Here is a 24,647-nt window from a genome sequence, read left to right as displayed (position 1 = left end):
TGACCGAGGGGCTTTGCAAGAAATCTGCCCGGAATCGGGCAGGATTCGCTGAAAACGAGGGCCGAAAGAGGGAAGGCAGAGGCTCGGAGTGGGGGCGGCGGTGAGCTCGGCGACCCCCGCGCGGTCCTTCAGGCGGGCGGAAATTGGTCTACACCTTGACCGCCGGTGGGACGGGCGGGTCCCATGGTGGTGCTCGGCACCGCAGGTGAGTACCCGGTCGCACCGTCGAAGGGACAATCTTGTGAGACAGCACAGCACGTTCCCCCGTCTGTTCGGTTCGCTGCTGCTCGTCGTGGCGGCCGGTATCTCCGGCATCGGAATGTCCAGCGTCGGAGCCGTGCCGGAGCGTGGCGCTCCGGGTCCCGCCCATGAGCCCGCCGCGCGCCCGCTCGATCAGATCGTGCCCGCTCCCGCCCAGGTCAGGGCGGGCGGGGCGGCGTACACCCTCACCGCGCGCAGCCGGATCCAGGTCGAGGGCCGGTCGTACGAGGACGCTCGCGAGGCCCGCCGGATCGGCTCGTATCTGGCCGGGCTCCTGCGGCCCTCGACCGGTTACGCACTGCCCGTCACCGACCGCCGCGGAGAGGGCGGCATCCGGCTGCGGCTCGTCGGCTCCGGCGACCGGGACCGCGAAAGGGGACAGGAAAGGGACAGGGCGCTGGGCGAGGAGGGCTACCGCCTGGAGTCCGGCCGCGGCGGTGTCACCATCACCGCCCAGGAGCCCGCCGGGCTCTTCCACGGCGTCCAGACCCTGCGGCAGCTGCTGCCCGCCTCCGTGGAGAAGCGGACCCCCCAGCGCGGCCCCTGGACGGTCGCGGGCGGCACCGTCACCGACACCCCGCGCTACGCCTACCGGGGCGCGATGCTCGATGTCTCACGGCACTTCCTGACGGTCGATCAGGTCAGGCTCTATATCGATCAGTTGGCGCTCTACAAGATCAACAAACTGCATCTGCATCTCTCCGACGACCAGGGCTGGCGGATCGCCATCGACTCCTGGCCGCGCCTGGCCACGTACGGCGGCTCCACCCAGGTCGGCGGCGGCCCCGGCGGCTACTACACCAAGGCCCAGTACCGGGAGCTGGTGAGCTACGCGGCCTCCCGTCACCTGGAGGTCATCCCGGAGATCGACATGCCGGGCCACACCAACGCCGCCCTCGCCTCGTACGCCGAGCTGAACTGCGACGGCGTCGCGCCCCCGCTCTACACCGGCACGGCGGTCGGCTTCAGCTCGCTGTGCGCGCCCAAGGAGGTGACGTACGACTTCGTGGACGACGTGATCCGCGAACTGGCCGCCCTCACGCCCGGGAAGTATCTCCACATCGGCGGCGACGAGGCCCACTCCACCAGCCACGCCGACTATGTGACCTTCATGGAGCGGACGCAGGCGGTTGTCCAGAAGTACGGGAAGACCGTCGTCGGCTGGCATCAGCTGACCGGCGCCACGCCGGTGGAGGGGGCCGTCGCCCAGTACTGGGGGTACGACGCCACGAGCGCCGCCGAGCGCGCGCAGGTCGCGGCGGCGGCCAAGAAGGGCACCCGGCTGATCCTCTCCCCGGCGGACCGGGTGTACCTGGACATGAAGTACGACAGGACCACCGTGCTGGGCCAGTCCTGGGCCGGCTACACGGAGGTGGACCGCTCGTACGACTGGAACCCGGCCACCTATCTCGCCGGCGCGGGCGTGCCCGAGGACGCGGTGCTCGGTGTCGAGGCGCCGCTGTGGACCGAGACCCTCGCGACGAGCGACCAGCTGGAGTCCATGGCCTTCCCGCGGCTGCCCGGCATCGCCGAACTGGGCTGGTCGCCGGCCGCCACGCACGACTGGAACACGTACAAGGCCCGGCTGGCGGCGCAGGGGCCGCGCATGGCGGCGCTCGGGATCGACTACTACCGCTCGCCGCTGGTGAACTGGCCGGCCGGCCAATAGGGCCGGAAAAGCCGGAAAGGAGCGGGCGCCGGGGGCTCTGCCAGCCCCCGGCGCCCGCCCGTACCCGGGCCGCTACGACGCGAACCGCGCGAGCGGATTCGTCAGCGTCCCGACGAGCTGGAGCGCGCCCGCCGGATCCTGGAGGTCGACCATCTGCTCGTTGTCGCGCAGCTGGAGCCGGTTGAGGCAGGACAGCGCGAACTCGCCGGTGAACAGGTCGTACTGGCGGAATTTGTCGGCGAGTTGGGGTACGGACTCCTGGTAGCCCCGGACGCACTCGGCAACGGTCCGCCAGAACGTCTCCTCGTCCAGCACCCCGTCGGAGACGAGCGACGCGTTCAGGAAGCGGAAGAAGCAGTCGAAGACATCGGTGAAGACCGACAGCGCCTTCATGTCCTCCGGCACCTCCGCGCGGATCCGCTCGACGGCGGGCGGCAGCACCGCGTCCGGGTCCATCACCGCGATCTCCTCGGCGATGTCCTTGAAGATCGCCCGCTGGACGGTGCCGTCCTCGACGACCAGGATGACGTTCTCACCGTGCGGCATGAACACCAGGTCGTACGCGTAGAAGGAGTGCAGCACCGGCACCAGATACGCGTCCAGATAGCGGCGCAGCCAGTCGGCCGGCGTGCGCCCCGACTCGGCGATCAGCGCGCCCGCGAAGGACGCGCCGTCCCGGTCGGTGTGCAGCAGCGACGCCATGGTGGCCAGCCGTTCCCCGCCCCGCAGCGAGGGCACCGGGCTCTCCCGCCAGAGCGCGGCCAGCATCTTCAGATACGGCGAGCCCTTGGCGGTGGCGGCCTCGTACTGGCGGTGGTGGTAGCCGATGGCGGCCCGCTCCCGGATGATCGAGAACCGCGCGGCCCGCAGCGTGTCGTCGCCCTCGATCAGCCGCGCCAGCCAGTCGTTGATGGCGGGCGTGGCCTCCATGTACGCGGCGGAGAGCCCGCGCATGAAGCCCATGTTGAGGACCGACAGCGCGGTCTTGACGTAATGCCTGGCCGGATCGCTCGTGTTGAAGAAGGTACGGATCGACTGCTGGGCCAGATAGCTGTCGTCGCCCTCGCCGACACAGACCAGATGGTGCCGCGCCACCTCGGCGGCGAAGGTGACGGACAGCTTGTTCCACCACTGCCAGGGATGCACCGGGATCAGGAAGTAGTCCCCGGGGTCGAGCCCCTGGCCGCGCAGCACGCCGTCGAACCGCTCCAGGGTCTCCGGCGCCAGCTCCCGCCGTATCAGCGAGTGGTAGTCGAGCCCGGCGCCCGCCGTGAAGGTGGCGCGGTCGCGGCGGGCCGCGAGCCAGATCAGCCGGACGGGGCTGGCGGTCTCGGGGGCGTACGCGCGGTACTCGTCCACCCCGAAGCCGAGCCGGCCGTTGTTGGCGACGAAGCAGGGGTGGCCCTCGGTCATCCCCGTCTCGATCTCCTGGAAACCGGCGCCGGCCAGTTCGGCGGAGGTGACCGGCTTCTTGGTGAGTTTGTACGCCGTGCCGGCGAGCGTGGCGGAGATCTCCTCCAGATAGACCGGCAGGATCGCGGCGGAGAGCCCCAGGGTCTCGCGCAGCTCGATGAAGAACTCCAGCGGGTCCAGCGGCAGTTCGGCGGCGCCGCGATGGCGGGTGAGGGACTCGGCGGGGATCTGCCAGTGGTCGAGCGCGAAGCGGCGCGCGGTGAAGCGGTACTCCGTCGCGCCGTCGTCGGAGCGGACGCGGTAGCGGTCCTCGCCCAGCGCCTCGGGGATCAGGAGGCGTTCGTGGGAGAACTCCGCCAGCCCTTTGCGGATCAGCAGCCGGCCCGCCCGCTCCCAGAGCGCGGGGGTCAGATGCGCGACGCTGTCAGTGACGTTCATGACTGGCTCCTTGTGCCGCGCGGAACAGCTCGCGCGTGCAGATGCTGAGGTAGGCGTCCTTCTCCGGCTTCGCGAGCTTCTCCACGATCCGGAAACCGACGGCCTCGTTGAGGGCGTGCACGGCGGTGTTGCGTACATCGGGCTCGACCACCACGCGCCGTACGGAGGGGTCGTCGAAGAGCAGCTCCATCACGGTCGTGAGCACGGCGCGGGTGAAGCCGTGCAGCTGCCGCGCTCCGTCGACCGGCGCGACCAGGAAGTGCATCCCGATGTCGCCGGGCTCGGCGTCGTACAGCCCCTTCAGCTCCACCTCCGCCGGGTTGTAGCGCTCGGTCAGAAAGGCCGGGCCCCCCTCGTGCAGCCCGATGAAGGCGTCATGGTTCCCGGCCGCCGCGATCGCCATGTACTCCCGCTCCACATCCGGGAGCGAGGCGCCCTGCATCAGCCAGTAGGCGGCTTTGGGGTGGGTGACCCAGCCGTGCAGCAGCTCGGCGTCGGTGAACGGGTCGACGGGCCGCACCTCGAACCGGCCGAGCCGCTCGTCGGTGCGTACGTACACGATGTCCGTGGTCCGCTCGCTCATACGACAGTGCCTTCCGGGGCCGAGAACTCCTGGAACGCGATGGCCTTCTCGACCGGGTAGTACGCGCGCCCGAGCAGCTCGCCGATGATGTACGCGTTGCGGTACGGGCCCATGCCCAGGTCGGGCGAGGTGATGCTGTGCGTGTGCACGCCCGCGTTCTGGAGGAAGATCCCGCGCCCGGTGATGTCGATGCTGTAGTTGCGGGCGACATCGAAGCGGCCGTGGCCGTCCCGGCGGATCCGGTCGTCCACCGGCTCCAGGAAGTCGGGCGTGACGTACGTGTAGCCGGTGGCCAGGACCAGGCCCTGGGTCGCGAGAGAGAAGTCCCGCTCCTGCTCCTCCTGCCGCAGCCCCAGCGTGTAGGTGCCCTTGGCGAAGGCGGCCGAGGTGAGGGCGGTGTTGGCCAGCAGCCTCGTGGGCACCGGGCCTTTCAGGTTCTTCCGGTAGAGCAGATCGAAGATCTCGTTGATCAGATCCGAGTCGATGCCCTTGAACAGGCCCTTCTGGCCCGCCTCCAGCCGGTAGCGGGTGGCCTCGGGCAGCGCGTGGAAGTAGTCGATGTACTCCGGGGAGGTCATCTCCAGCGTGAGCTTGGTGTATTCGAGCGGGAAGAAGCGCGGCGACCGCGTGATCCAGTTGAGCTGGTAGCCATGGACATCGATGTCGGAGAGCAGGTCGTAGTAGATCTCCGCCGCGCTCTGCCCGCTGCCGATGAGCGTGATGGACTCCTTGGCCTGGAGCGCGGCCTTTCCCTGCACATAGCGGGAGTTGTGCAGGAAGTCGCCGCCGAGCCCCCGGCAGGATTCGGGAACGTACGGCGGGGTGCCTGTGCCGAGGACGAGGTGGCGGGCCCGGTACGTCTCATCCCCGGCCCTGACCACGTACAGCCCGCTCCCGTCGTCGTAGGCGACCGAGGTCACCGTCCGGTTGAAGCGCACGCTGGTGAGCTTCGCGGCGGCCCAGCGGCAGTAGTCGTTGTACTCCGTCCGCAGCGGATAGAAGTTCTCGCGGATGTAGAACGAGTACAGCCGGCCGGATTCCTTGAGGTAGTTGAGGAAGGAGTACGGCGAGGTCGGATCCGCCAGGGTGACGAGGTCGGAGAGGAACGGCGTCTGGAGGTGGGCCCCTTCGAGGAACATCCCCGAGTGCCACTCGAAGTCCGGTTTCGACTCCAGGAAGACACCGTCGAGTTCGGCTATCGGCTCGGTCAGACAGGCGAGACCGAGGTTGAAGGGCCCGAGCCCGATGCCGATGAAGTCGTGTGAGGCCTGGGGGGCGTGCGAGGCATGGGGGGCGTGCGGCTCACGAGGCGCGGACAAGGTTCTCTCCTCCCAGGTACTGCTCGGCGTGGCCGGCGATCAGATCGAGGACGGCCGCGATGTCCCGGATCGAGGTCTCGGGGTTGAGCAGGGTGAACTTGAGGTACTGACGGCCGCCGACGCTCGTCCCCGCGACCACGGCCTCGCCGGAGGCGAACAGCGCCTTGCGGGCGTGCAGATTGGCCCGGTCGATCGCCGAGGGGCTGGTGATACGGGCGGGGACATAGCGGAAGACGAGCGTGGAGAGCCGGGGCTCCACGACGACGTCGTAGCGCGGGTCCGCGGCGAGCAGCCGCCAGCCCTCGGCGGCCAGCTCGCACACCTCGTCGAAGAGCTGCCCGATCCCGTCCGCGCCCATCACGCGCAGGGTCATCCACAGTTTGAGGGCGTCGAAGCGGCGGGTGGTCTGGAGGGACTTGTCGACCTGGTTGGGGATGCGCTCCTCCACCGTCCTGCGCGGATTGAGATAGTCCGCGTGGTACGTGGCATGGCGCAGCGTGGCCCCGTCCCGGACCAGCACGGCCGAGGAACTCACCGGCTGGAAGAAGGACTTGTGGTAGTCGACGGTGACGGAGTCGGCGTGCTCGATGCCGTCGAGGAGTGAGCGGCGGGTGGTGGAGGCCAGCAGTCCGCAGCCGTACGCCGCGTCGACATGCAGCCAGGTGCCGTACTGCGCGCAGAGCGCGGCGATCTCGGGCAGCGGGTCGATGGAGCCGAAGTCGGTGGTGCCCGCGGTCGCGACGACGGCCATCGGGATCAGGCCCTCGGCGCGGCAGCGTTCCAGCTCGGCGGCGAGGGCGACGGTCCGCATGCGCTTGTCGCGGTCGCAGGGTACGGACACGACGGCGTCGGGGCCGAGCCCGAGCAGGGTGGCCGACTTCTGCACGCTGAAGTGGCTGCACTCGGAGGTGAGGACGCGCAGTTTCGTGGGCGTGTCCGCCTTGGCCTCCTCGCGGGCGAGCAGCAGGGCCTGGAGGTTGGACTGCGTACCACCGGACGTGAAGACCCCGTCTGCGGACGCGCCGAGTCCGATGCGGCCCGCCGTCCAGTCGATCAGCCGGCGCTCGATCAGGGTGCCGCCCGCGCTCTGGTCCCAGGTGTCGAGCGAGGAGTTGACGGCGGAGAGCACGGTCTCGCCGAGCACCGCGGGGATGACGACCGGGCAGTTGAGATGGGCGAGATAGCGGGGGTGATGGAAGTAGACGGCGTCCCTGAGATAGACGCGCTCCAGTTCGTCGAGGGCGGCGGAGGCGTCTCCCAGGGGCCGGTCCAGATCGACGGCGGACACGACCGGGGCCAGCGCTTCCGGTGTGACTCCGGTGAACGGCCTTTTCGTCGTGGCGAGTCGGTCCGCCACCCGCTCGACTCCCTCGGTCACGGAGCGCCGGTAGCGCTCCGCCGTCGCGTCATTGAGCAGGTGCGCACGCATCAAGGTCCTCCCGGACGTGTGGGTGAAGGTAAGGTTAACCTAACCTAACCTTTACCCACTCGGGAGGCCGCCTCCTCCCGCAACTGCTCCTCGCTCAGGCCCCGTCGCCAGTAGCCGGTGAACGTGACGTGCCGCCGGTCGATCCCGCGCTCATGGACCAGATGGCGGCGCAGCGCCTTGACGGTCCCCGACTCCCCGGCGATCCAGGCATACGGTGCGTCGCCGCGCGGCCCGGCGGCGCGTACGGCCTCCAGCGCGGTGGGCGCGCCCTCCTCCCGTATCAGCCAGGTGATCCTGGCGTCGGCGGCGGTGCGCAGCGGATGGCGGTCGCCGGAGAACGGCACATCGAGCCAGATATCGGCGGGCAGCCCGGCCGGCAGCCACTCCAGAATCGCCGAGGCGGCGGGCAGGGCCGTCTCATCGGCCCAGATCAGTACGGAGTCGGTGCCGGCGGGCGGCCGGAAACGTACGGCGGTGTTGTCCGCGACGGCCGGGCCCAGGATCAGCACCCGGTCGCCGGGTGAGGCGCGCTCCGCCCAGCGGCAGGCGGGGCCGCCGTCGGCGTGCAGCGCGAAGTCGATATCGGCCTCGTCCGGGTCGCGCCGCTGCTCCCGCAGGGTGTACGAGCGCATCACGGCCCGTACGCCGGCGGGCAGCGCCCGCCAGGCGGCCCACCATCCGTCGCCCTCCTCGACGGGGACGACGGGCGCGCGCCGGCCCGGGTGCGGCAGGAAGAGGGAGAGGCTCTGGTCGCGGCCGCCCGCGGCGAGGCCGGTCAGGTCCTCGCCGCCGAAGGTGATACGGACCAGGGACGGGCCGAGCCGCCGTGTCCGTATGACCTGGAGGGAGAAGAAACGGAACGGGGTGGTCTCAGCCGTCTTCATGGGCATCGGTCGGCCTTCTGTGCGCGGGTCCTGAGGAATAGAAAGTAGGTTAGCCTAACCTCACTTATTGCCTCAGGAATTGGCCGGCCCGCGCACCGGCCGAGCCTCAGCCCGTCGGAGTCAGATCCGCCAGCCCCAACTCCCGTGCGATCAGCATCCGCTGGACCTCGCTCGTTCCCTCACCGATCTCCAGGATCTTGGAGTCGCGCCACATCCTGGCCACCGGATACTCATTCATGAAGCCGTATCCGCCATGGATCTGGGTGGCTTCACGGGCGTTGTCGACGGCGACGGTCGAGGAGTAGAGCTTCGCCAGCGCCGCCTCCTTCTTGAACGGCTCGCCGTGCGCCAGCCGGGAGGCCGCGTCCCGCCAGCCGATCCGCGCCATGTGCGCGCGCATCTCCATGTCGGCGATCTTGAACTGGATGGCCTGGTTGGCGCCGATCGGCCGGCCGAAGGCGTGCCGCTCGCGCGCGTACGCCACCGACTCGTCCACACACCCCTGGGCGAGCCCGGTCGCCAGCGCGGAGATCGCGATCCTGCCCTCGTCGAGGATCCGCAGGAACTGCGCGTACCCGCGGCCCTCCTCGCCCAGCAGATGGCCCAGCGGGACCCGGACGTCCGCGAACGACAGCTCGCGGGTGTCCGACGCGTTCCAGCCGACCTTCGAGTACGGGGCGGCGACCGTGAAGCCGGGGGTGCCCGACGGCACGATGATCGAGGAGATCTCCGGACGGCCGTCCTCCTTGCGGCCGGTGACGGCGGTGACCGTGACCAGGCCGGTGATGTCCGTACCGGAGTTGGTGATGAAGCACTTGGTGCCATTGATCACCCAGGAGTCGCCGTCGCGCACGGCGGTGGTGCGCGTGCCGCCCGCGTCCGAACCGCAGTCCGGTTCCGTCAGGCCGAACGCGCCGAGCAGCTCGCCCGAGCAGAGCCGGGGCAGCCACTCACGCTTCTGCTCCTCCGTACCGAAGCGGTGGATGGGCATGGCGCCCAGCGAGACCCCGGCCTCCAGGGTGATCGCCACCGAGGAGTCGACACGGGCCAGCTCCTCCAGGGCGATACCGAGCGCGAGATAGTCGCCGCCCATGCCGCCGTACTCCTCCGGGAACGGCAGCCCGAACAGCCCCATCCGGCCCATCTCACGGACGATCTCGTAGGGGAACTCATGCCGCTCGTAGAAGTCGCCGATCTTGGGCGCGACGACCTCGCGGGCGAACTCCTCGACAGTGCGGCGCAGTTCTTCATGCTCGGCGGAGAGCCGGTGGTCCAGGGACATCGATGGTCACTCCTTGTGGGAGAGGGCGCGTACGGTACGGGAGGGGCTGGGGCGGCCCAGCCGTTCGGCCAGCCAGCCGCTGGTGGCGACGAGCCGGCCGAGATCGACGCCGGTTTCGATACCGAGGCCGTCGAGCATCCACACGAGGTCTTCGGTGGCGAGATTTCCGGTCGCGCTCTTCGCGTACGGGCAGCCGCCGAGGCCGCCCGCGGAGGCGTCCACGGTGGTCACCCCGTGCTGGAGCGCCGCGAGGGTGTTGGCGAGCGCCTGGCCGTACGTGTCGTGGAAATGCACCGCGAGGACGTCGGTCGGTACGCCCTCCTCGTTCAGTTCGGCGAGGAGCGTCTGCACATGGCCGGGGGTAGCGACACCGATGGTGTCCCCGAGGCTCAGCTCGTCGCACCCCATGTCCCGCAGGGCCTTGGCGACCCTGACGACCTGGTGGATCGGGACCGGGCCTTCCCAGGGGTCGCCGAAGCACATCGAGAGATAGCCGCGGACCCACATCCGGTCGTCCCGGGCCCTGGCGACGACCGGCTCGAACATGGCGAGCGACTCGTCGACCGTCCGGTTGAGATTGGCCTTGGCGAAGGATTCCGTGGCGCTGCCGAACACGGCGATACGGCGGGCGCCCAGCGCGATGGCGCGGTCCAGCCCGCGCCCGTTCGGCACGAGCACGGGAAGCTCGATGTCGGGGGCGCCGCCGAGGTCGGCGAGCATCGGGAACAGCCGCTCGGCATCGGCCAGTTGGGGCACCCATTCGGGGCGGACGAAGCTGGTCGCCTCGATGGTGGTCAGCCCGGCGTGGGCCAGGCGGTGGATGAACTCCGCCTTGACCTCGGTCGGTACGACGGCCTTCTCGTTCTGGAGTCCGTCGCGCGCGCCCACCTCATGGATACGGACCCGGGGCGGCAGGCCCTGCGCGGGCACCGCCATGGGCAGTCCTTCGGTCATGACTCCTCCTCGGCGGGGCCGGCCGGCGCGACGACGGCCAGTACCTGATCCATGGCGACGGTGGAGCCGGGGGTGACGTCCAGCTCGGTGACCGTGCCGCCGTGCGGCGCGGAGATGACGTGCTCCATCTTCATCGCCTCCACGACCAGCAGACTCTGACCGGCCGTCACCTCGTCGCCGACGGCCACCTTGACGACGGTGACCGTCCCGGGCATCGGCGCGGTCAGCGCGTCCACACCGCCCGCCCCGGCGGCCCCGCGCAGAGCCGCCTCGACGGGGTCGAAGTCCTGGACGTGCCAGCTGTCCCCGTCCCTGCCGAGCCAGTCGCCCGCGCGGTGGAAGGTGTGGGTCACCCCGTCCATGGTGACCGTGACCCGACCGGGCTCCACCCGGAACCGGTCCGCGGGCGGCGCCTCCCGCGTCACGGGTTCAAGTCCCGCAACCCGCAGCGGATGGCGGACCGGCTGGGGTACGCCGCCGAGGCGCCAGCCGTACGGTACGGAGAAGGGGTCCACCCATTCCGCGGTCGCGGGCGGCAGCAGCCCCGACTGACGGACCGCCGCCGCGGCCGCGTACACCTCCGGCGGGACCGTCTCCGCCAGCAGCCCGGCCGCCTCGCGCTCGACCAGCCCCGTGTCCAGCTCGCCCGCGGCCACCGAGGGGTGGGCCAGCAGCCGGCGCAGGAAGCCCGCGTTCGTCGGGACCCCGAGCGTGACCGTCTCCGCGAGCGCCGCGCGGAGTCTGCGCAGGGCCGTGGCGCGGTCGGGGCCGTACGCGATGACCTTGGAGAGCATCGGGTCGTAGGCGCTGCCGACGTCCGCGCCCTCGGAGAGGCCCGAGTCGGTCCGTACGCCGTCGCCCTCCGGCTCGCGCAGGGCGAGCACCGTACCGCCGGAGGGCAGGAAGCCGCGGGCGGGATCCTCGGCGCAGACGCGCGCCTCCACCGCATGGCCGTCGAACGCGATGTCGTCCTGGCCGAAGGGCAGTTCCTCGCCGGAGGCGATCCGCAGCTGCCACTCCACCAGATCCAGGCCGCGCTTCCCGCCGACCGACACCGCCAGCTCGGTCACGGGGTGCTCGACCTGGAGGCGGGTGTTCATCTCCATGAAGAAGTACGACGACGGGTCGCCGCCGGGGACGATGAACTCGACCGTGCCCGCGCCCGCGTATCCGCACGAGCGCGCCGCCCGGACCGCCGCCTCGCCCATCGCCGCGCGCGTCGCCTCGTCCAGCAGGACGGACGGCGCCTCCTCGATGACCTTCTGGTGGCGGCGCTGGAGCGAGCACTCGCGCTCGCCCAGATGCACCACGTTCCCATGGGTGTCCGCCAGGACCTGGATCTCGATATGGCGCGGGCGGTCCACCCAGCGCTCCACCAGGAGCGTGTCGTCCCCGAAGGAGGAGCGCGCCTCGCGCCGGGCCGCCGCGATCTCCTCGGCGAGCGCCGCCTCGGACCGCACCAGCCGCATGCCCTTGCCGCCGCCGCCCGCCGAGGGCTTCAGCAGCACCGGCATGCCGATCCCGCGCGCCGCCTCGGCCAGCTGGTCATCGCTCAGTCCGCCGCCCGAGGAGCCGGGCACCACCGGGACCCCGGCGGTCCGTACGGTCTCCTTGGCGCGGATCTTGTCGCCCATCAGCGCGATGGCGGGGGCGGGCGGGCCGACGAAGACCAGCCCCGCGTCCGCGCAGGCGCGCGCGAAGGCGGCGTTCTCGGCGAGGAAGCCATAGCCGGGGTGGACCGCCCGCGCGCCGGTACGGGCCGCCGCCTCCAGCAGCCGGTCGACGCGGAGATAGCTCTCGGCCGCGGCGGCGGGCCCGATCCGTACGGCGGTGTCGGCCTCCCGTACATGCCGGGCATCCGCGTCCGCGTCGCTGAACACCGCGACCGAGCGCACGCCCAGCGCGCGCAGGGTGCGGATGACGCGGACCGCGATCTCGCCGCGGTTGGCGATCAGAACCGTGTCGAACATTCCCACCCTCACATCCGGAAGACGCCGAAGCCCTGCGCCGCGCTGTCCCTCGGGGGCAGTGGGGCGTTGGCACACGCGGTCAGGGCCAGACCCACCACCTGGCGGGTCTCCAGCGGGTCGATCACGCCGTCGTCCCAGAGCCGCGCGGTCGCGTAGTAGGCGTTGCCCTGGGTCTCGTACTGCGCGCGGATCGGGTCCTTGAAGGACTCCTCGGCCTCGGCCGGCCACTCCTCGCCGCGCCCCTCGATCTGGTCGCGCTTGACGGTGGCCAGCACGGACGCGGCCTGCTCGCCGCCCATCACCGAGATCTTGGCGTTGGGCCACATCCACAGGAAGCGGGGGGAGTAGGCCCGGCCGCACATCGAGTAGTTGCCCGCGCCGTACGAACCGCCGACCACGACCGTCAGCTTCGGCACCCGCGCGCAGGCGACGGCCGTCACCATCTTCGCGCCGTGCTTGGCGATCCCGCCCGCCTCGTAGTCCCGGCCGACCATGAAGCCCGAGATGTTCTGGAGGAAGAGCAGCGGGATCCCGCGCTGGTCGCACAGCTCGATGAAATGCGCGCCCTTCTGGGCGGACTCGGAGAACAGGATGCCGTTGTTGGCGATGACGCCGACCGGATGGCCGTGGATCCGCGCGAAGCCGGTGACCAGCGTGGTCCCGAACTCGGCCTTGAACTCGGTGAACCGCGAGCCGTCGACCAGCCGCGCGATCACCTCGCGGACGTCGTAGGGCGTACGGGAATCCACCGGCACCGCGCCGTACAGCCCGGCGGGGTCCACCTTGGGCTCCTCCACCGGCTCGACGGACCAGGGGAGCGGGCCGCGCGCGGGGAGCGTGGAGACGATCGTGCGGACGATGCGCAGCGCGTGCGCGTCGTCCTCGGCGAGATGGTCGGTGACTCCCGAGACCCGGGAGTGGACCTCGCCGCCGCCCAGCTCCTCGGCTGTGACGACCTCGCCGGTCGCCGCCTTCACCAGCGGCGGCCCGCCCAGGAAGATCGTGCCCTGCCCGCGGACGATCACGGCCTCGTCGCTCATCGCCGGGACGTACGCGCCGCCCGCCGTACAGGAGCCGAGCACCGCGGCGATCTGCGGGATACCGGCGCCGGACATCCGGGCCTGGTTGTAGAAGATCCGGCCGAAGTGGTCGCGGTCGGGGAAGACCTCGTCCTGCATCGGCAGGAAGGCGCCGCCGGAGTCCACCAGATAGAGGCAGGGGAGGCGGTTCTCCAGAGCCACTTCCTGGGCGCGGAGGTGTTTCTTCACCGTCATCGGGTAGTACGTACCGCCCTTGACCGTGGCGTCATTGGCGACCACCACGCACTCGCGGCCACTGACCCGGCCGATCCCGGCGATCACCCCGGCGGCCGGGGCGGCCCCGCCGTACATCCCCTCGGCCGCGAGCGGCGCCAGTTCCAGGAAGGGCGAGCCGGGGTCGAGGAGGGTGTCCACGCGGTCGCGCGGGAGCAGTTTCCCGCGCGCGGTGTGCCGGGCGCGGGCCTTCTCGCCGCCGCCGAGGCGCGCGGCGACGAGCCGGGAGCGCAGGCCGTCGGCCAGCTCCTGATGGGCCGCCTCATTGGCCCGCCATGCCTCGGACGCCGGATCGGCGGCGCTCGCCAGCACTGGTGCCTGCCGCATCGCTCGTAGCCCCCTCGCTGGGTTCACTGGTGTTAGTGAGCGTTAACGTGTTGCCTTCAGGTTAACGACCGCTAACGGCCCTGTCTAGAATGATTTCTCATGAGCACCAGGACCGCGGCCCCGACCCGCCGCGAGCAGATCCTCAGCGAGGCAGCGCGCCTCTTCGCCGAGCGCGGGTTCCACGGCGTCGGTGTCGACGAGATAGGGGCGGCCGTCGGCATCAGCGGGCCCGGTCTGTACCGCCATTTCGCGGGCAAGGACGCGATGCTCGCCGAGCTGCTGGTCGGCATCAGCGGACGGCTGCTGGACGGCGGGAAGCTGCGCGTACGGGGCGCGGGCGCGGCCGGTGACCCGGCAGCCGTACTGGCCTCGCTGATCGACGGACATATCGACTTCGCCCTCGACGACCGCCCGCTGATCACCCTCCACGACCGCGAGCTGGACCGCCTCAGGGACAGCGACCGCAAGCTGGTGCGCCAGCTTCAGCGGCAGTACGTGGAGCTGTGGGTCACGGTCGTACGGGAGCTGTACCCGGCCGTCCCGGAATCCCAGGCGCGCGGCGCGGTCCACGCGGTCTTCGGCCTGCTGAACTCGACGCCGCACCTCGGCTCGCCCGGCGGCGGCCTCCCGGGCCGCGCGGCGACGGAATCGCTGCTGCGCCGCCTGGCGCACGGCGCGTTCGCGGCGCTGGGCGAGACGGGTGAGTCGGGTGAGGTGGGCGGTATGGGTGAGCCGGGGGACGCCACCGGTCGCGGATGAGACGGGCGGTACGGACGCGCCGGGGGGACGCTGCCGGTCGCGGGTGAGGCCCGGCGCACCACGCCGACGGGTGCGTAACGGAGTCCGGGCTGGTCGAAGACCGGCCGAAGACCGTCCGGGAACCGGGACACCCGGCGCGGCGCGCGGGCCGGACGGCACAATGGGCTCATGCCGATACCGAGCCGTGCCGCCCTTGTCGACCATCTCGTCCGAACGCGTATCGCCGGGAACGTCGCGACGCCCCGTGACAACAACCTCTCCCACTACCGCAAGCTGGCCAACGGAGACCGCCACTACTGGCTCGGCCTGGAGCTGGGGGACCGCTGGACCGACGAGCAGGACGTGCTCGCCGTGATGGCCGAGCGGTGCGGGGTCAGCGACGACCCCGAGCACCGGGCCGGCCAGGACACCATCGATCCCGAGCTGACCGTGGACGGCCTGGAGCGGCTGGCCGCGCGGCTGCGCAAGGCCGCCGCCGGCAAGCAGCGCGTACTGTTCGCGACCGGCCACCCCGGCGGGCTGCTGGACGTGCACCGGCAGACCGCGGACGCCCTGCGGGCCGCGGGCTGCGAGATCGTACGGATCCCGGGCGGGCTCACCGCCGACGAGGGCATGGTCTTCCAGTTCGCCGATGTCGCGATGCTGGAGCGCGCCGCGACCCTCTGGCACACGCACTCGCCGGAGCCGATGCGGGCGATCCTGGACGGTCTGGAGCGCGAGGGCAGACCACAGCCCGATCTGGTGGTCGCGGACCACGGCTGGGCGGGGTGCGCGGGCCAGCGCGGACTGGACTCGGTCGGATACGCGGACTGCAACGACCCGGCCCTCTTCATCGCCGAGGCGGAAGGCACGCTGGAGGTGACCGTCCCACTGGACGACCATGTCACGGACCCGCGCTTCTACGACCCGATGACCGCCTACCTGCTGAACGAGGCGGGCCTGCTCTGACCGTACGGCCGCGGTCGGCGACGACCCGGCGTGTGGTCCTACAGCCCCATCGACTTGGCGATGATCATCTTCATGACCTCGCTGGTGCCGCCGTAGATCCGGTTGACGCGGTTGTCCGCGTACAGCCGGGCGATCGGGTACTCGTTCATATAGCCGTAGCCGCCGTGCAGCTGGAGGCACTTGTCGATGACGCGGTGCGCGACCTCGGTGGTGAAGAGCTTCGCGGACGCGGCCTCGGCGGCGGAGAGCTCGCCCAGGTCATGGGCCTCCAGCGCGCGGTCGACGACGGCCTCCGCCGCGTCCACCTCGGCCTTGCACGCGGCCAGTTCGAACTTCGTGTTCTGGAACGACGCGACGCTCTTGCCGAAGACCGTCCGCTCCTGGACGTACGCCTGCGCGAACCGGACCGCGGCGGCGGCCTGCGCGTACGCGCCGACGGCGATGCCCAGCCGCTCCTGCGGCAGATTCTGGCCGAGGTAGGAGAAGCCCTTGTTCTCCTCGCCGAGCAGATCCCCGACCGGGACCTTGACGTCGCTGAAGGACAGTTCGGCGGTGTCGGAGATCCGCAGCCCCAGCTTGTCGAGCTTGCGGCCGACCGCGTACCCCTCGGACTTCGTGTCCACGACCAGCAGCGAGATGCCGTACCGGCGGTCCTCGGCGGTCGGGGCGGCGGTACGGGCACACACGATCACCCGGTCCGCGTGCACGCCGCCGGTGATGAACGTCTTCGCGCCGTTCAGGACGTAGTGCGTGCCGTCCTCGGAGAGCCTGGCGGTGGTCTTCATACCGGCCAGGTCGGAGCCCGTGCCCGGCTCGGTCATGGCGATGGCGTACATCGTCCGGCCGCTGACGAAGTCCGGCAGCCAGCGCTTCTTCTGCTCGTCGGTGGCGTACGCCTTCAAGTAGGGCAGACAGAGCGCGACATGGACCCCGGAGCCGCCGAAGGAGACACCCGCGCGTGCGCACTCCTCGGTGACGACCGCCTGGAACTTGAACGATTCCTCACCCGCGCCGCCGTACTCCTCGGGCACCTCTATCCCGAAGATGCCCAGCTCGCCGAGTTGGTAGTAGAAGTCGCGGGGCGCCTGCCCCGCCGCGTACCACTCGTCGTGGACGGGGACGACCTCGGCCTCTATGAAGGCGCGAATGGTCTCCCGGAACGCCTCGTGGTCCTCGTTGTAGACGGTACGACGCACTGAAGTGCCTCCCCCTCGTGGCTAAGCGCTTGCTCATCCAAGTTACCCGGCGGTTCGTTCCGGTGTCCAGGCCCGGGGACGCCGACGCGACCGCCGACCACGGCCTACGGTCGCGGTCGCCGAACCTCGAACTGGAAGCAGCCGTACTCCAGGGCCCGCACATGCGCCACTGCCACCTCCGGCTCGGCGAACGCCTCCTCGAAAACCCGGTCGAACCCGGCCTCGGCGTCTTTCGGGATCTCGAAGAGGCGGCCCCCGACGATGCGTCCCGCGTCGTTGTAGCGGCGGATGGTGCGAAGTGCCCCCGGCCGCGCGAAGGGGTATCCCAGGGGCCTCCGTGGCTCTCCGCATTCGCCGGCGTGGATGAATACGGGCCCCGCTTCGTCGTAGGCTCCGGGCTCGGCCCCGGTATCCGACGCCCAGCGGCGCAGCGGCGCGTAAGAGACGAGGGCGACCCGCTCGCCGGGCTGGACGGCCCGCAGGCAGCAGCGCAGCGGGCTGCCCACGCAATCGAGGGGAACGCCGTCCTCGCGCGCGATGTACGGCCGCATCGGCCGCCCGGCGTCGTCGATGTCGCGGAGTTCCCTGAGCGCGGCGGGAGGGATGGGGAGAGGCGTGTACGCGGTCATGAGCCCAGCGTCGGCGGCCGGCCCCTCGGCGCGCTGGCGGAATCCGGACGGGGTGCTCAGCCCTGCGTGACGTTCTCCGCGTCGCGGAGAGCCGGGGCGCTCACCTGCCGGCGCCCGCGTACGACGACGAGCCCGTGTCGGGAGACTGACGGACTACGTCCGGCCGGGGCCGGCCCGGGCCGTCACGCCCAGCGCAGCGCGAACCACAGCTCCATCCGTACGTCCGCGTCGTCCAGGTCCGCGTCCAGCAGCGTCGCGCAGCGGGCGATGCGCTGGCGGACGGTGTTGCGGTGGACGGTCAGGGCCACCGCCGTGCGGTCCCAGCTGCCGTGCAGCGAGAGCCAGACGCGCAGCGTCTCGGCCAGGGCAGGTGAGCCGGTGAGCGGGGCCAGGCGGGTGCGGGCGTGGGCGGTGGCCTCCTCGGGGGCGAACAGGCCGGCGAGTCCCTCCCCGTGGTGGCGTACGAGCGGGGTACGGGTGGCCTCCGCGCGGCGCAGCGCGCGCTCGGCGCGGGTGTCGGCGGCGGCCAGTTCCGCCGGTTCCACCGGCTCGCTGACGCCCAGGGTCCAGCCGGGCCGTGCGGTGACCTCGCGGTCGGTGACGATCCGGGTCGTGGTGCCGTCCGTATCGACCAGCGCGCTGCCCAGCGCCGCCGCCAGCGCGCCCGCCGCGAAGGGCGTGGAGCCGCCGCGCGCGTGGACCACGCTCCACGGCCCCGGCCCGAGCAGCGGCGCGGCCTCGGCGGGCGTGGCCCCGAGCAGCAGCCGTACGAGCGCCGCCGAGCGGCCCGCCTCGGCCGCGCTCTGATGGGGCGCGGTGAGCAGCGACAGGAGGACGACGGCGACGCCGGCCACGGTGTGGTCCCCGGCCTCCCGCCCCTCGGTGGCCACGCCCAGGACGAGCCCCTGGCCGCCGCCGAGCGCGTACGCGGCGAGATGGGCGCCCTGGGCGGTGTCGGTGGCGGACGCCGGTCCGCCGCGTACCACCCGGGCCAGCCGGGCGAGGGCCGTACGCGCCCCCGGCGACGGGGCCCGGCCCGTGGTGTGCAGCTCCGCGCCGTCCGGCGCGAACAGCACCGCCCGGCCCCCCAGCCGCACCGCCAGCTGCCGCACCACCGCGGGCACCGGGTCCTGGCGCGCGGCGGCCGCCGCCAGACCCTGCTGCGCCTGGGTCACCCGCCGCAGCTCGCGGTGGCGTGCCTCCGCCATCAGCCGCCACACCCCGCGTGCGACGGTGGTGAACGGGGTACGGGGCGGCACTTCGAGCAGCGGCAGACCATGCCGGTCGCACGCCTCGACGAGCGCGGGCGGCACCGTGTCGTACACCGGCGTCACCCCGAAACCGAGCGCCGCCGCGCCCGCCTCGACCACCCGCGCCGCGTACTCGTCCGCGTACGCGTCGCTGAGCTGGACACCGGCGGTCAGCAGCAGCTCCCCGCCGAGCAGATACGGGTACGGATCGGCCATCTCGGAGGTGTGCACCCAGTGCACCACCTGGGAGCCGTCGTCCGGCGGCCCGGCGATCCGGCGCAGCCCGAGATCCCGGTCCGCGAGCAGCGCGGCCAGCGGGACCGGCGGGGTGGGCGGGGGAGCGGCGGGGCGCGCCGTGGAGCGCGGGGTGGGGTGCGGGGTGGGGTCCGTCATGGACGTTCCATCCATCAGTCGTACGTTGAGTGGATGAAACGTACACTTCAGCGCTGCTTTCCGGCCACCTACCGTCATGACCCACAAGAACGCGGGATGAAAAGTTGAGTCGAGACGGAGGAAGCCCATGGCTGTCGATTACGCGGTGATCGTCGTCTACCTGGCCGGCATGCTGGCCATGGGCTGGTGGGGCATGCGCCGCGCCAAGTCCAAGAGCGAGTTCCTGGTCGCGGGCCGCAGGCTCGGCCCCTGGATGTACTCGGGCACGATGGCCGCGATCGTCCTCGGCGGCGCCTCCACGATCGGCGGGGTCGGCCTCGGCTACAAGCACGGTCTCTCCGGCGCCTGGATGGTCTTCACCATCGGCCTCGGCCTGCTCGCCCTCTCGGTCTTCTTCTCCGCGCGGATCGCCCGGCTGAAGGTCTACACCGTCTCCGAGATGCTCGATCTGCGCTACGGCGGCCGGGCCGGGGTCATCTCCGGCATCGTGATGTGGGCGTACACACTGATGCTCGCGGTCACCTCGACCATCGCGTACGCCACGATCTTCGACGTCCTCTTCGATCTGAACCGCACCGTCGCGATCATCCTGGGCGGGGCGATCGTCGTCGCGTACTCGACGCTCGGCGGCATGTGGTCCATCACGCTCACCGACATGGTGCAGTTCGTCGTCAAGACCATCGGGGTGCTGCTGCTCCTGCTGCCCATCGCGGTGGTCAAGGCGGGCGGGTTCAGCGAGATGCGGGCGAAGCTGCCGGACGAGTACTTCGCGCCGTTCGGTATCGGCGGCGAGACAATCTTCACCTATGTGCTGATCTACACCTTCGGCATGCTGATCGGACAGGACATCTGGCAGCGGGTGTTCACGGCGCGCGGCGACAAGGTGGCGCGCTGGGGCGGCACTGTCGCCGGTACGTACTGTCTGGTGTACGCGCTGGCCGGAGCCGTCATCGGGACCGCGGCCAAGGTGCTCTACCCGAACCTGGGCAGCGCGGACGACGCGTTCGCGACCATCGTCAAGGACGAACTGCCCATGGGCGTACGGGGGCTGGTGCTGGCCGCCGCGCTCGCGGCCGTGATGTCGACCTCCTCGGGCGCGCTGATCGCCTGCGCGACCGTGGCGAACAACGACATCTGGTCGCGGCTGCGGAGGGTCGGCGGCCGGGGCGGTGGCGCGGCCGACGGGGCGGCCGGCGGGACGGACGGTGCCGAGCACGACGAGGTCAGGGGTAACCGGCTGTTCATCCTGATCATGGGGATCGGCGTCATCGCCATCGCGATCGCGCTGAACGATGTCGTCGAGGCGCTCACCGTCGCGTACAACCTGCTCGTCGGCGGACTGCTGGTGCCGATCCTCGGCGGTCTGCTCTGGAAGCGCGGGACGGTGTACGGCGCGCTGGCCGGCGTGATCGTGGGCGGCGGGGCGGTCGTGGGGCTGATGGCGACGTACGGCATCCTCGCCAACGAGCCCGTCTACTACGGACTGTTGTCCTCGCTGGCCGCCTATCTGATCGTCAGTCTGGCGACCAGGCCGACGGACGAAGCGGTGCTGGCCGCGTGGCGGCGCCGGCTCGCGGGCGAGACGGACGACGAGAGCCCCGAGACCTCGTCAGAACCAGCCGTTCCCGTGGGCTGAGCGCGGCGGACACACGACCCGGACCGGCCCATTGTCAGTGGGTCGGTCCATTCTTGACAGAGCACCACACAGCGGCACGCGGTGGCGTGTAGCGACATGTATCGGTACGCAGCAGTACACGGCAGTACACGGCAGTACACAGCAGCGCGGAGCCGCGCGAGCAATACCCGGAGAGGCCCGACGATGAGCAGCAACGGAAACGAATCCCAGGTCCCCGGCGCCGGAGGCCGCGACGGCGGCCCACGCGGCCCGGTCGACTCGTCCCGCGTCCCGAGGTACGCGGGCCCGGCCACCTTCGCCCGGCTGCCCCGGCTCGACGAGGTCGGCACCGCCGATGTCGCCGTCGTCGGCGTCCCCTTCGACACCGGCGTCTCCTACCGTCCCGGCGCCCGCTTCGGCGGAAACGCGATCCGGGAGGCGTCGCGCCTGCTGCGCCCGTACAACCCGGCCCAGGACGCCTCCCCGTTCGCGCTCGCGCAGGTCGCCGACGCCGGGGACATCGCCGCCAACCCGTTCGACATCAACGAGGCCGTCGACACCATCGAGGCCGCCGCCGACGAACTGCTCGGGACCGGCGCACGCCTGATGACCCTCGGCGGCGACCACACCATCGCGCTCCCGCTGCTGCGCTCGGTGGCGAAGCGGCACGGCCCGGTCGCGCTGCTCCACTTCGACGCCCATCTGGACACCTGGGACACCTACTTCGGCGCCGAGTACACCCATGGCACGCCGTTCCGCCGGGCCGTCGAGGAGGGCATCCTCGATACGGAGGCGCTCTCCCATGTCGGTACGCGCGGCCCGCTGTACGGCAAGCAGGACCTGGACGACGACGCCAAGATGGGCTTCGGGATCGTCACGTCCGCCGATGTGATGCGCCGGGGCGTGGACGAGATCGCCGACCAGCTGCGGCAGCGCATCGGGGACCGTCCGCTGTACATCTCGATCGACATCGATGTGCTGGACCCGGCGCACGCGCCCGGCACCGGCACGCCCGAGGCGGGCGGGCTGACCTCCCGTGAACTCCTCGAAATAGTGCGGGGACTGGCCTCCTGCAACGTGGTCTCGGCGGATGTCGTCGAGGTCGCGCCCGCGTACGACCACGCCGAGATCACCTCCGTCGCCGCCTCCCACACGGCGTACGAACTGACGACGATCATGTCCCGGCAGATCGCCGCCGGAAGGGCGTCGAAGTGACCCACGACCACGATCACGACCACGGGCCCCGGCCCCTCACCCCGGAGCAGACCGCCGCCGCCCTGGCGCCGCCCGCCGGGCGCAACGGGGGTGACCTGGTCGTCGAGACGCTGTACGGGCTCGGCGCCACAACCGTGTTCGGGCTGCCGGGACAGCACGCGCTGGGCATGTTCGACGCCCTGCGCCGGTCCTCGCTCCAGTACGTCGGCCTCCGTGTCGAGAACAACGCCGGGTTCGCCGCCGACGCGTACGGCAGGGTCACCGGCGAGGTCGCCCCGCTGCTGCTCTCCACCGGTCCGGGCGCCCTGACCTCGCTCGCCGCACTCCAGGAGGCGGCCGCCGCCTCCGCGCCCGTCCTCGCGATCTCCAGCCAGGTGCCGACGGCGGGGCTCGGCGGCGGCCGGCACGGCTATCTGCATGAACTCCGCGACCAGCAGGCGTCGTTCCGCGACATCGTGAAGTCCGTGCATCCCGTCCGCGCCGCCTCCCAGATCCCGTCCGCGATCGCCGCCGCCTGGGAGTCCGCGCTCACCGCGCCGCACGGCCCGGTCTGGGTCGAGATCCCGCAGGACGTCCTCCTCGCCGGGACGTCCCTGCCGGTCGTCACCGCCATGGACGCGACCCCGCGCGAGCTGATGCCCCGTCCCGAACTGACCGCCGTGGCCGCCCACGCGCTGTCGAACGCCGCCCGACCGGCGATCATCGCGGGCGGCGGAGTCGTACGCGCCGACGCCGCCGGCAAGCTCCGCGCGCTCGCCGAGAAGCTGTCCGCGCCGGTCGTCACCACCTTCGGCGGCAAAGGCGCCTTCCCCTGGGAGCATCCGCTCTCGCTCCAGTCCTGGCTGGAGGACCGCCACACCACGGACTTCCTCGAAGACGCGGACGTCCTCCTGGTGGTGGGCTCCGGACTCGGCGAACTCTCCTCGAACTACCACACGTTCCGTCCGCGCGGCCGGGTGATCCAGATCGAGGCGGACCTCGGCAAGCTGGAGTCCAACCACCCCGCCCTCGGCATCCACGCCGACGCCCGCAACGCGCTGTCCGCGCTGCTGGACGCGGTGAGCGAGCGCCGCGACCCGGCGGGCGCCGAGTCGGTCCGTACGGTGCTGGCGAAGGTACGGGCGAGGATCGACGCCCAGGACCTCACGCTGGAGCAGCGGGTGCTGGCCTCCGTACGCGACGCCCTGCCCGCCGCGTCCCCCAGCTTCTGGGACATGACGATCCTCGCCTACTGGGCCTGGTCCGCCTGGCCGGGCCCGATGCACTCCGGCCAGGGCGCGGGCGGCCTCGGCTACGCCTTCCCCGCCGCCCTGGGCGCGGCGGCGGCCGACCGTACGAAGCCGGTCCTCGCCGTCTCGGGCGACGGCGGCGCGATGTACTCGCTCGCGGAGCTGGCCACCGCCCGCCAGTACGACCTGCCGGTCACCTGGCTGATCGTGGACGACGGCGGCTACGGGATCCTGCGCGAGTACATGACGGACGCCTTCGGTGAGGCGACCGGCACGGAGCTCTCCCGCCCGGACTTCGTGGCGCTGTCCGAGTCCTTCGGCGTCCCGGCGGTCCGTACCACCCCGGAGTCGTTGCGTGAGGACCTCGCCAAGGCCCTCACGGAACCGGGCCCGTCGGTGGTCGTTCTCCCCGCCCTCCTCAGGATGTTCGCCCCGACCCATCTCTGAGGGGGCGCCTGGGGCCTGAGGGAGGGGTGCGGCAAGGGCGACAGTTGTGACAATCGCGACACCGATCGGCCGTACAACCATTCACCCGTCCGTGTGCATCATATTCAGCGGGCGCGCCGCGCGGAGCGCGCTCGCTGACGCTCCAGGGGCGGGAATCCTCCATGACTCACCAGCGAATACCCCGGCGTGCCCGGGGCCCGCTCGCCGCTGCCCTGGCGGCCGGCGTGCTCGTACCGGTGACCGCGGGAGCGGCGCCCGCCGCGGCGGCGGCTCCGGCCGTCGCCTGCACCTCGGACAAGACCGGGCTCGGGGCCAGGCTCGCCCAGGACATCACCGCGTCGCTCAAGGGCCGGAAGTCCACCACGGCCCTCGCGGTCCACGACCGCACGACCAATACGCGCTGCACCCTGCGCGCCACGCAGCAGTACGACTCCGCCAGTGTGGTCAAGGTCACTGTCCTCGCGACCCTGCTCTGGGACGCACAGAAGACGAACCGCAAACTGACCAAGCGTGAGACCGATCTCGCCACGGCCATGATCACCAAGTCGGACAACGCGTCGACCAGCGCGCTGTGGAAGCAGCTCGGCCCGACGAAGGTCAAGGGCTTCCTCAAGGCCGCGGGGATGACCCGGACCGTTCCGGGCGCGCGAGGCTCCTGGGGCCTCACCCAGATCACCGCGCAGGACGAGAAGCAGCTGCTGTCCCTGATCACCGCCAAGAACACCGTGCTCGGCGCCAACTCGCGCGCCTTCATCCTGGACCGGATGGGCAAGGTCGTCACGTCCCAGCGCTGGGGCGTACCGGCGGGCGCCCCGGCCACCGCCACCGTCCAGCTCAAGAACGGCTGGCTCCAGCGGTCCACCCACGGCTGGCGCGTGCACAGCGTCGGCGCGTTCACGGGCAAGGGCCACGACTACACCATCACCGTGCTCACCCACGACAACAAGACGATGAACGACGGCATCAACACCATCCAGGCCGTCGCCAGGGCCGTCCACAAGGATCTCGTCCAGGCCGGGGCCTAGCTAGGGCCTGTCTTCAAAGTCCCGCCTGCCCGGCGACGCCCGGCACGCACGCTCGCGGCGTTGTCGGGATCACCCCAGTACGTCCAGTACTGGGGCGAC

General features: G+C 71.3%; 19 protein-coding genes. 7 read left to right on the top strand and 12 right to left on the bottom strand.

Features of this window, described 5'->3' with window-relative positions:
- Nucleotides 1-241 precede the first annotated feature (241 nt).
- A complete protein-coding gene (locus IF11_RS0130430) occupies nucleotides 242-1,930 on the top strand; it encodes a beta-N-acetylhexosaminidase (RefSeq protein ID WP_030354995.1) in 1,689 nt (562 codons plus the stop codon).
- A 72-nt stretch (nucleotides 1,931-2,002) separates the two neighbouring features.
- Here the strand turns inward: IF11_RS0130430 and IF11_RS0130425 are convergent, their stop codons facing one another.
- The 9 genes from IF11_RS0130425 to IF11_RS0130385 all read right to left on the bottom strand — a co-directional run bounded on the left by IF11_RS0130425 (nucleotide 2,003) and on the right by IF11_RS0130385 (nucleotide 13,842).
- Complete coding sequence (locus IF11_RS0130425) at nucleotides 2,003-3,781, bottom strand: IucA/IucC family protein (protein WP_030354994.1); 1,779 nt, start codon at nucleotides 3,779-3,781, stop codon at nucleotides 2,003-2,005.
- Complete coding sequence (locus IF11_RS0130420) at nucleotides 3,768-4,364, bottom strand: GNAT family N-acetyltransferase (RefSeq protein ID WP_051746371.1); 597 nt, start codon at nucleotides 4,362-4,364, stop codon at nucleotides 3,768-3,770. Before IF11_RS0130420 ends, IF11_RS0130425 begins: the two co-directional genes overlap by 14 nt.
- Nucleotides 4,361-5,683: a lysine N(6)-hydroxylase/L-ornithine N(5)-oxygenase family protein gene (locus tag IF11_RS0130415; RefSeq protein ID WP_051746370.1), complete on the bottom strand. Its 1,323-nt coding sequence runs from the start codon at nucleotides 5,681-5,683 to the stop codon at nucleotides 4,361-4,363. The genes IF11_RS0130420 and IF11_RS0130415 overlap by 4 nt, the downstream gene beginning before the upstream one ends.
- Entirely contained in the window at nucleotides 5,667-7,112 is a 1,446-nt protein-coding gene (locus IF11_RS0130410) for a pyridoxal phosphate-dependent decarboxylase family protein (protein ID WP_030354991.1), read from the bottom strand. Before IF11_RS0130410 ends, IF11_RS0130415 begins: the two co-directional genes overlap by 17 nt.
- Before the next feature lie 44 nt (nucleotides 7,113-7,156).
- Nucleotides 7,157-7,996 carry a siderophore-interacting protein gene (locus IF11_RS0130405; RefSeq protein ID WP_030354990.1) on the bottom strand — a complete coding sequence of 280 codons (840 nt, stop codon included), beginning with the start codon at nucleotides 7,994-7,996 and terminating at the stop codon, nucleotides 7,157-7,159.
- A 106-nt stretch (nucleotides 7,997-8,102) separates the two neighbouring features.
- Nucleotides 8,103-9,278, bottom strand: a complete 1,176-nt coding sequence (locus IF11_RS0130400; RefSeq protein ID WP_030354989.1) for an acyl-CoA dehydrogenase family protein — start codon at nucleotides 9,276-9,278, stop codon at nucleotides 8,103-8,105.
- A gap of 6 nt (nucleotides 9,279-9,284) precedes the next feature.
- On the bottom strand, nucleotides 9,285-10,232 hold the full coding sequence (locus tag IF11_RS0130395) for a hydroxymethylglutaryl-CoA lyase (protein WP_030354988.1): 948 nt from the start codon (nucleotides 10,230-10,232) through the stop codon (nucleotides 9,285-9,287).
- Nucleotides 10,229-12,202 (bottom strand): ATP-binding protein, encoded by a 1,974-nt coding sequence (locus IF11_RS0130390; RefSeq protein ID WP_030354987.1) that lies wholly within the window; start codon nucleotides 12,200-12,202, stop codon nucleotides 10,229-10,231. Before IF11_RS0130390 ends, IF11_RS0130395 begins: the two co-directional genes overlap by 4 nt.
- An 8-nt stretch (nucleotides 12,203-12,210) precedes the next feature.
- Nucleotides 12,211-13,842, bottom strand: coding sequence for a carboxyl transferase domain-containing protein (locus tag IF11_RS0130385; RefSeq protein ID WP_030354986.1), 1,632 nt, complete (start codon nucleotides 13,840-13,842; stop codon nucleotides 12,211-12,213).
- 99 nt (nucleotides 13,843-13,941) lie between these two features.
- On the opposite strand from IF11_RS0130385, the gene IF11_RS0130380 reads away from it, so the two are divergent.
- Both IF11_RS0130380 and IF11_RS0130375 read left to right on the top strand, forming a co-directional pair.
- Complete coding sequence (locus IF11_RS0130380) at nucleotides 13,942-14,601, top strand: SACE_7040 family transcriptional regulator (RefSeq protein ID WP_078491003.1); 660 nt, start codon at nucleotides 13,942-13,944, stop codon at nucleotides 14,599-14,601.
- A 168-nt stretch (nucleotides 14,602-14,769) separates the two neighbouring features.
- Nucleotides 14,770-15,549 carry a phosphatase gene (locus IF11_RS0130375; protein WP_030354984.1) on the top strand — a complete coding sequence of 260 codons (780 nt, stop codon included), beginning with the start codon at nucleotides 14,770-14,772 and terminating at the stop codon, nucleotides 15,547-15,549.
- A 38-nt stretch (nucleotides 15,550-15,587) separates the two neighbouring features.
- Here the strand turns inward: IF11_RS0130375 and IF11_RS0130370 are convergent, their stop codons facing one another.
- From IF11_RS0130370 to IF11_RS0130360, 3 genes are all read right to left on the bottom strand, one after another.
- Nucleotides 15,588-16,745, bottom strand: coding sequence for an acyl-CoA dehydrogenase family protein (locus IF11_RS0130370; protein WP_030354983.1), 1,158 nt, complete (start codon nucleotides 16,743-16,745; stop codon nucleotides 15,588-15,590).
- Between the two features lie 104 nt (nucleotides 16,746-16,849).
- The gene (locus IF11_RS0130365; RefSeq protein WP_030354982.1) at nucleotides 16,850-17,374 is read right to left on the bottom strand and encodes a DUF1203 domain-containing protein; all 525 of its coding nucleotides are present in this window, start codon (nucleotides 17,372-17,374) and stop codon (nucleotides 16,850-16,852) included.
- Between the two features lie 182 nt (nucleotides 17,375-17,556).
- Nucleotides 17,557-19,017: a PucR family transcriptional regulator gene (locus tag IF11_RS0130360; RefSeq protein ID WP_051746369.1), complete on the bottom strand. Its 1,461-nt coding sequence runs from the start codon at nucleotides 19,015-19,017 to the stop codon at nucleotides 17,557-17,559.
- 127 nt (nucleotides 19,018-19,144) lie between these two features.
- Here IF11_RS0130360 and IF11_RS0130355 point away from each other — a divergent pair, with 127 nt between their 5' ends.
- The 4 genes from IF11_RS0130355 (at nucleotide 19,145) to IF11_RS0130340 (ending at nucleotide 24,548) form a co-directional block, all read left to right on the top strand.
- Nucleotides 19,145-20,653, top strand: a complete 1,509-nt coding sequence (locus IF11_RS0130355; protein ID WP_030354980.1) for a sodium:solute symporter family protein — start codon at nucleotides 19,145-19,147, stop codon at nucleotides 20,651-20,653.
- A 183-nt stretch (nucleotides 20,654-20,836) separates the two neighbouring features.
- Entirely contained in the window at nucleotides 20,837-21,847 is a 1,011-nt protein-coding gene (speB, locus tag IF11_RS0130350; RefSeq protein ID WP_030354979.1) for an agmatinase, read from the top strand.
- Nucleotides 21,844-23,523 carry a thiamine pyrophosphate-binding protein gene (locus IF11_RS0130345; protein WP_030354978.1) on the top strand — a complete coding sequence of 560 codons (1,680 nt, stop codon included), beginning with the start codon at nucleotides 21,844-21,846 and terminating at the stop codon, nucleotides 23,521-23,523. Before speB ends, IF11_RS0130345 begins: the two co-directional genes overlap by 4 nt.
- 161 nt (nucleotides 23,524-23,684) lie before the next feature.
- A complete protein-coding gene (locus IF11_RS0130340; RefSeq protein WP_030354977.1) occupies nucleotides 23,685-24,548 on the top strand; it encodes a serine hydrolase in 864 nt (287 codons plus the stop codon).
- The last annotated feature ends 99 nt before the right edge of the window (nucleotides 24,549-24,647 follow it).

The organism is Streptomyces scopuliridis RB72, assembly GCF_000718095.1.
Classification (GTDB): Bacteria; Actinomycetota; Actinomycetes; order Streptomycetales; family Streptomycetaceae; genus Streptomyces; species Streptomyces scopuliridis.
Note: the sequence above shows the minus strand (reverse complement) of the source record. Positions and strands in the feature narration are given on the sequence as shown.

Excerpts from the sequence above, each read along its gene's own strand:
- IF11_RS0130365 (WP_030354982.1), bottom strand. The coding sequence starts at position 17,374 with ATGACCGCGTACACGCCTCTCCCCATCCCTCCCGCCGCGCTCAGGGAA.
- IF11_RS0130420 (WP_051746371.1), bottom strand. The coding sequence starts at position 4,364 with ATGAGCGAGCGGACCACGGACATCGTGTACGTACGCACCGACGAGCGG.
- IF11_RS0130410 (WP_030354991.1), bottom strand. The coding sequence starts at position 7,112 with ATGCGTGCGCACCTGCTCAATGACGCGACGGCGGAGCGCTACCGGCGC.
- IF11_RS0130390 (WP_030354987.1), bottom strand. The coding sequence starts at position 12,202 with ATGTTCGACACGGTTCTGATCGCCAACCGCGGCGAGATCGCGGTCCGC.
- IF11_RS0130395 (WP_030354988.1), bottom strand. The coding sequence starts at position 10,232 with ATGACCGAAGGACTGCCCATGGCGGTGCCCGCGCAGGGCCTGCCGCCC.
- IF11_RS0130375 (WP_030354984.1), top strand. The coding sequence starts at position 14,770 with ATGCCGATACCGAGCCGTGCCGCCCTTGTCGACCATCTCGTCCGAACG.
- IF11_RS0130380 (WP_078491003.1), top strand. The coding sequence starts at position 13,942 with ATGAGCACCAGGACCGCGGCCCCGACCCGCCGCGAGCAGATCCTCAGC.
- IF11_RS0130360 (WP_051746369.1), bottom strand. The coding sequence starts at position 19,017 with ATGACGGACCCCACCCCGCACCCCACCCCGCGCTCCACGGCGCGCCCC.
- IF11_RS0130405 (WP_030354990.1), bottom strand. The coding sequence starts at position 7,996 with ATGAAGACGGCTGAGACCACCCCGTTCCGTTTCTTCTCCCTCCAGGTC.
- IF11_RS0130385 (WP_030354986.1), bottom strand. The coding sequence starts at position 13,842 with ATGCGGCAGGCACCAGTGCTGGCGAGCGCCGCCGATCCGGCGTCCGAG.
- speB (WP_030354979.1), top strand. The coding sequence starts at position 20,837 with ATGAGCAGCAACGGAAACGAATCCCAGGTCCCCGGCGCCGGAGGCCGC.
- IF11_RS0130340 (WP_030354977.1), top strand. The coding sequence starts at position 23,685 with ATGACTCACCAGCGAATACCCCGGCGTGCCCGGGGCCCGCTCGCCGCT.
- IF11_RS0130425 (WP_030354994.1), bottom strand. The coding sequence starts at position 3,781 with ATGAACGTCACTGACAGCGTCGCGCATCTGACCCCCGCGCTCTGGGAG.
- IF11_RS0130355 (WP_030354980.1), top strand. The coding sequence starts at position 19,145 with ATGGCTGTCGATTACGCGGTGATCGTCGTCTACCTGGCCGGCATGCTG.
- IF11_RS0130400 (WP_030354989.1), bottom strand. The coding sequence starts at position 9,278 with ATGTCCCTGGACCACCGGCTCTCCGCCGAGCATGAAGAACTGCGCCGC.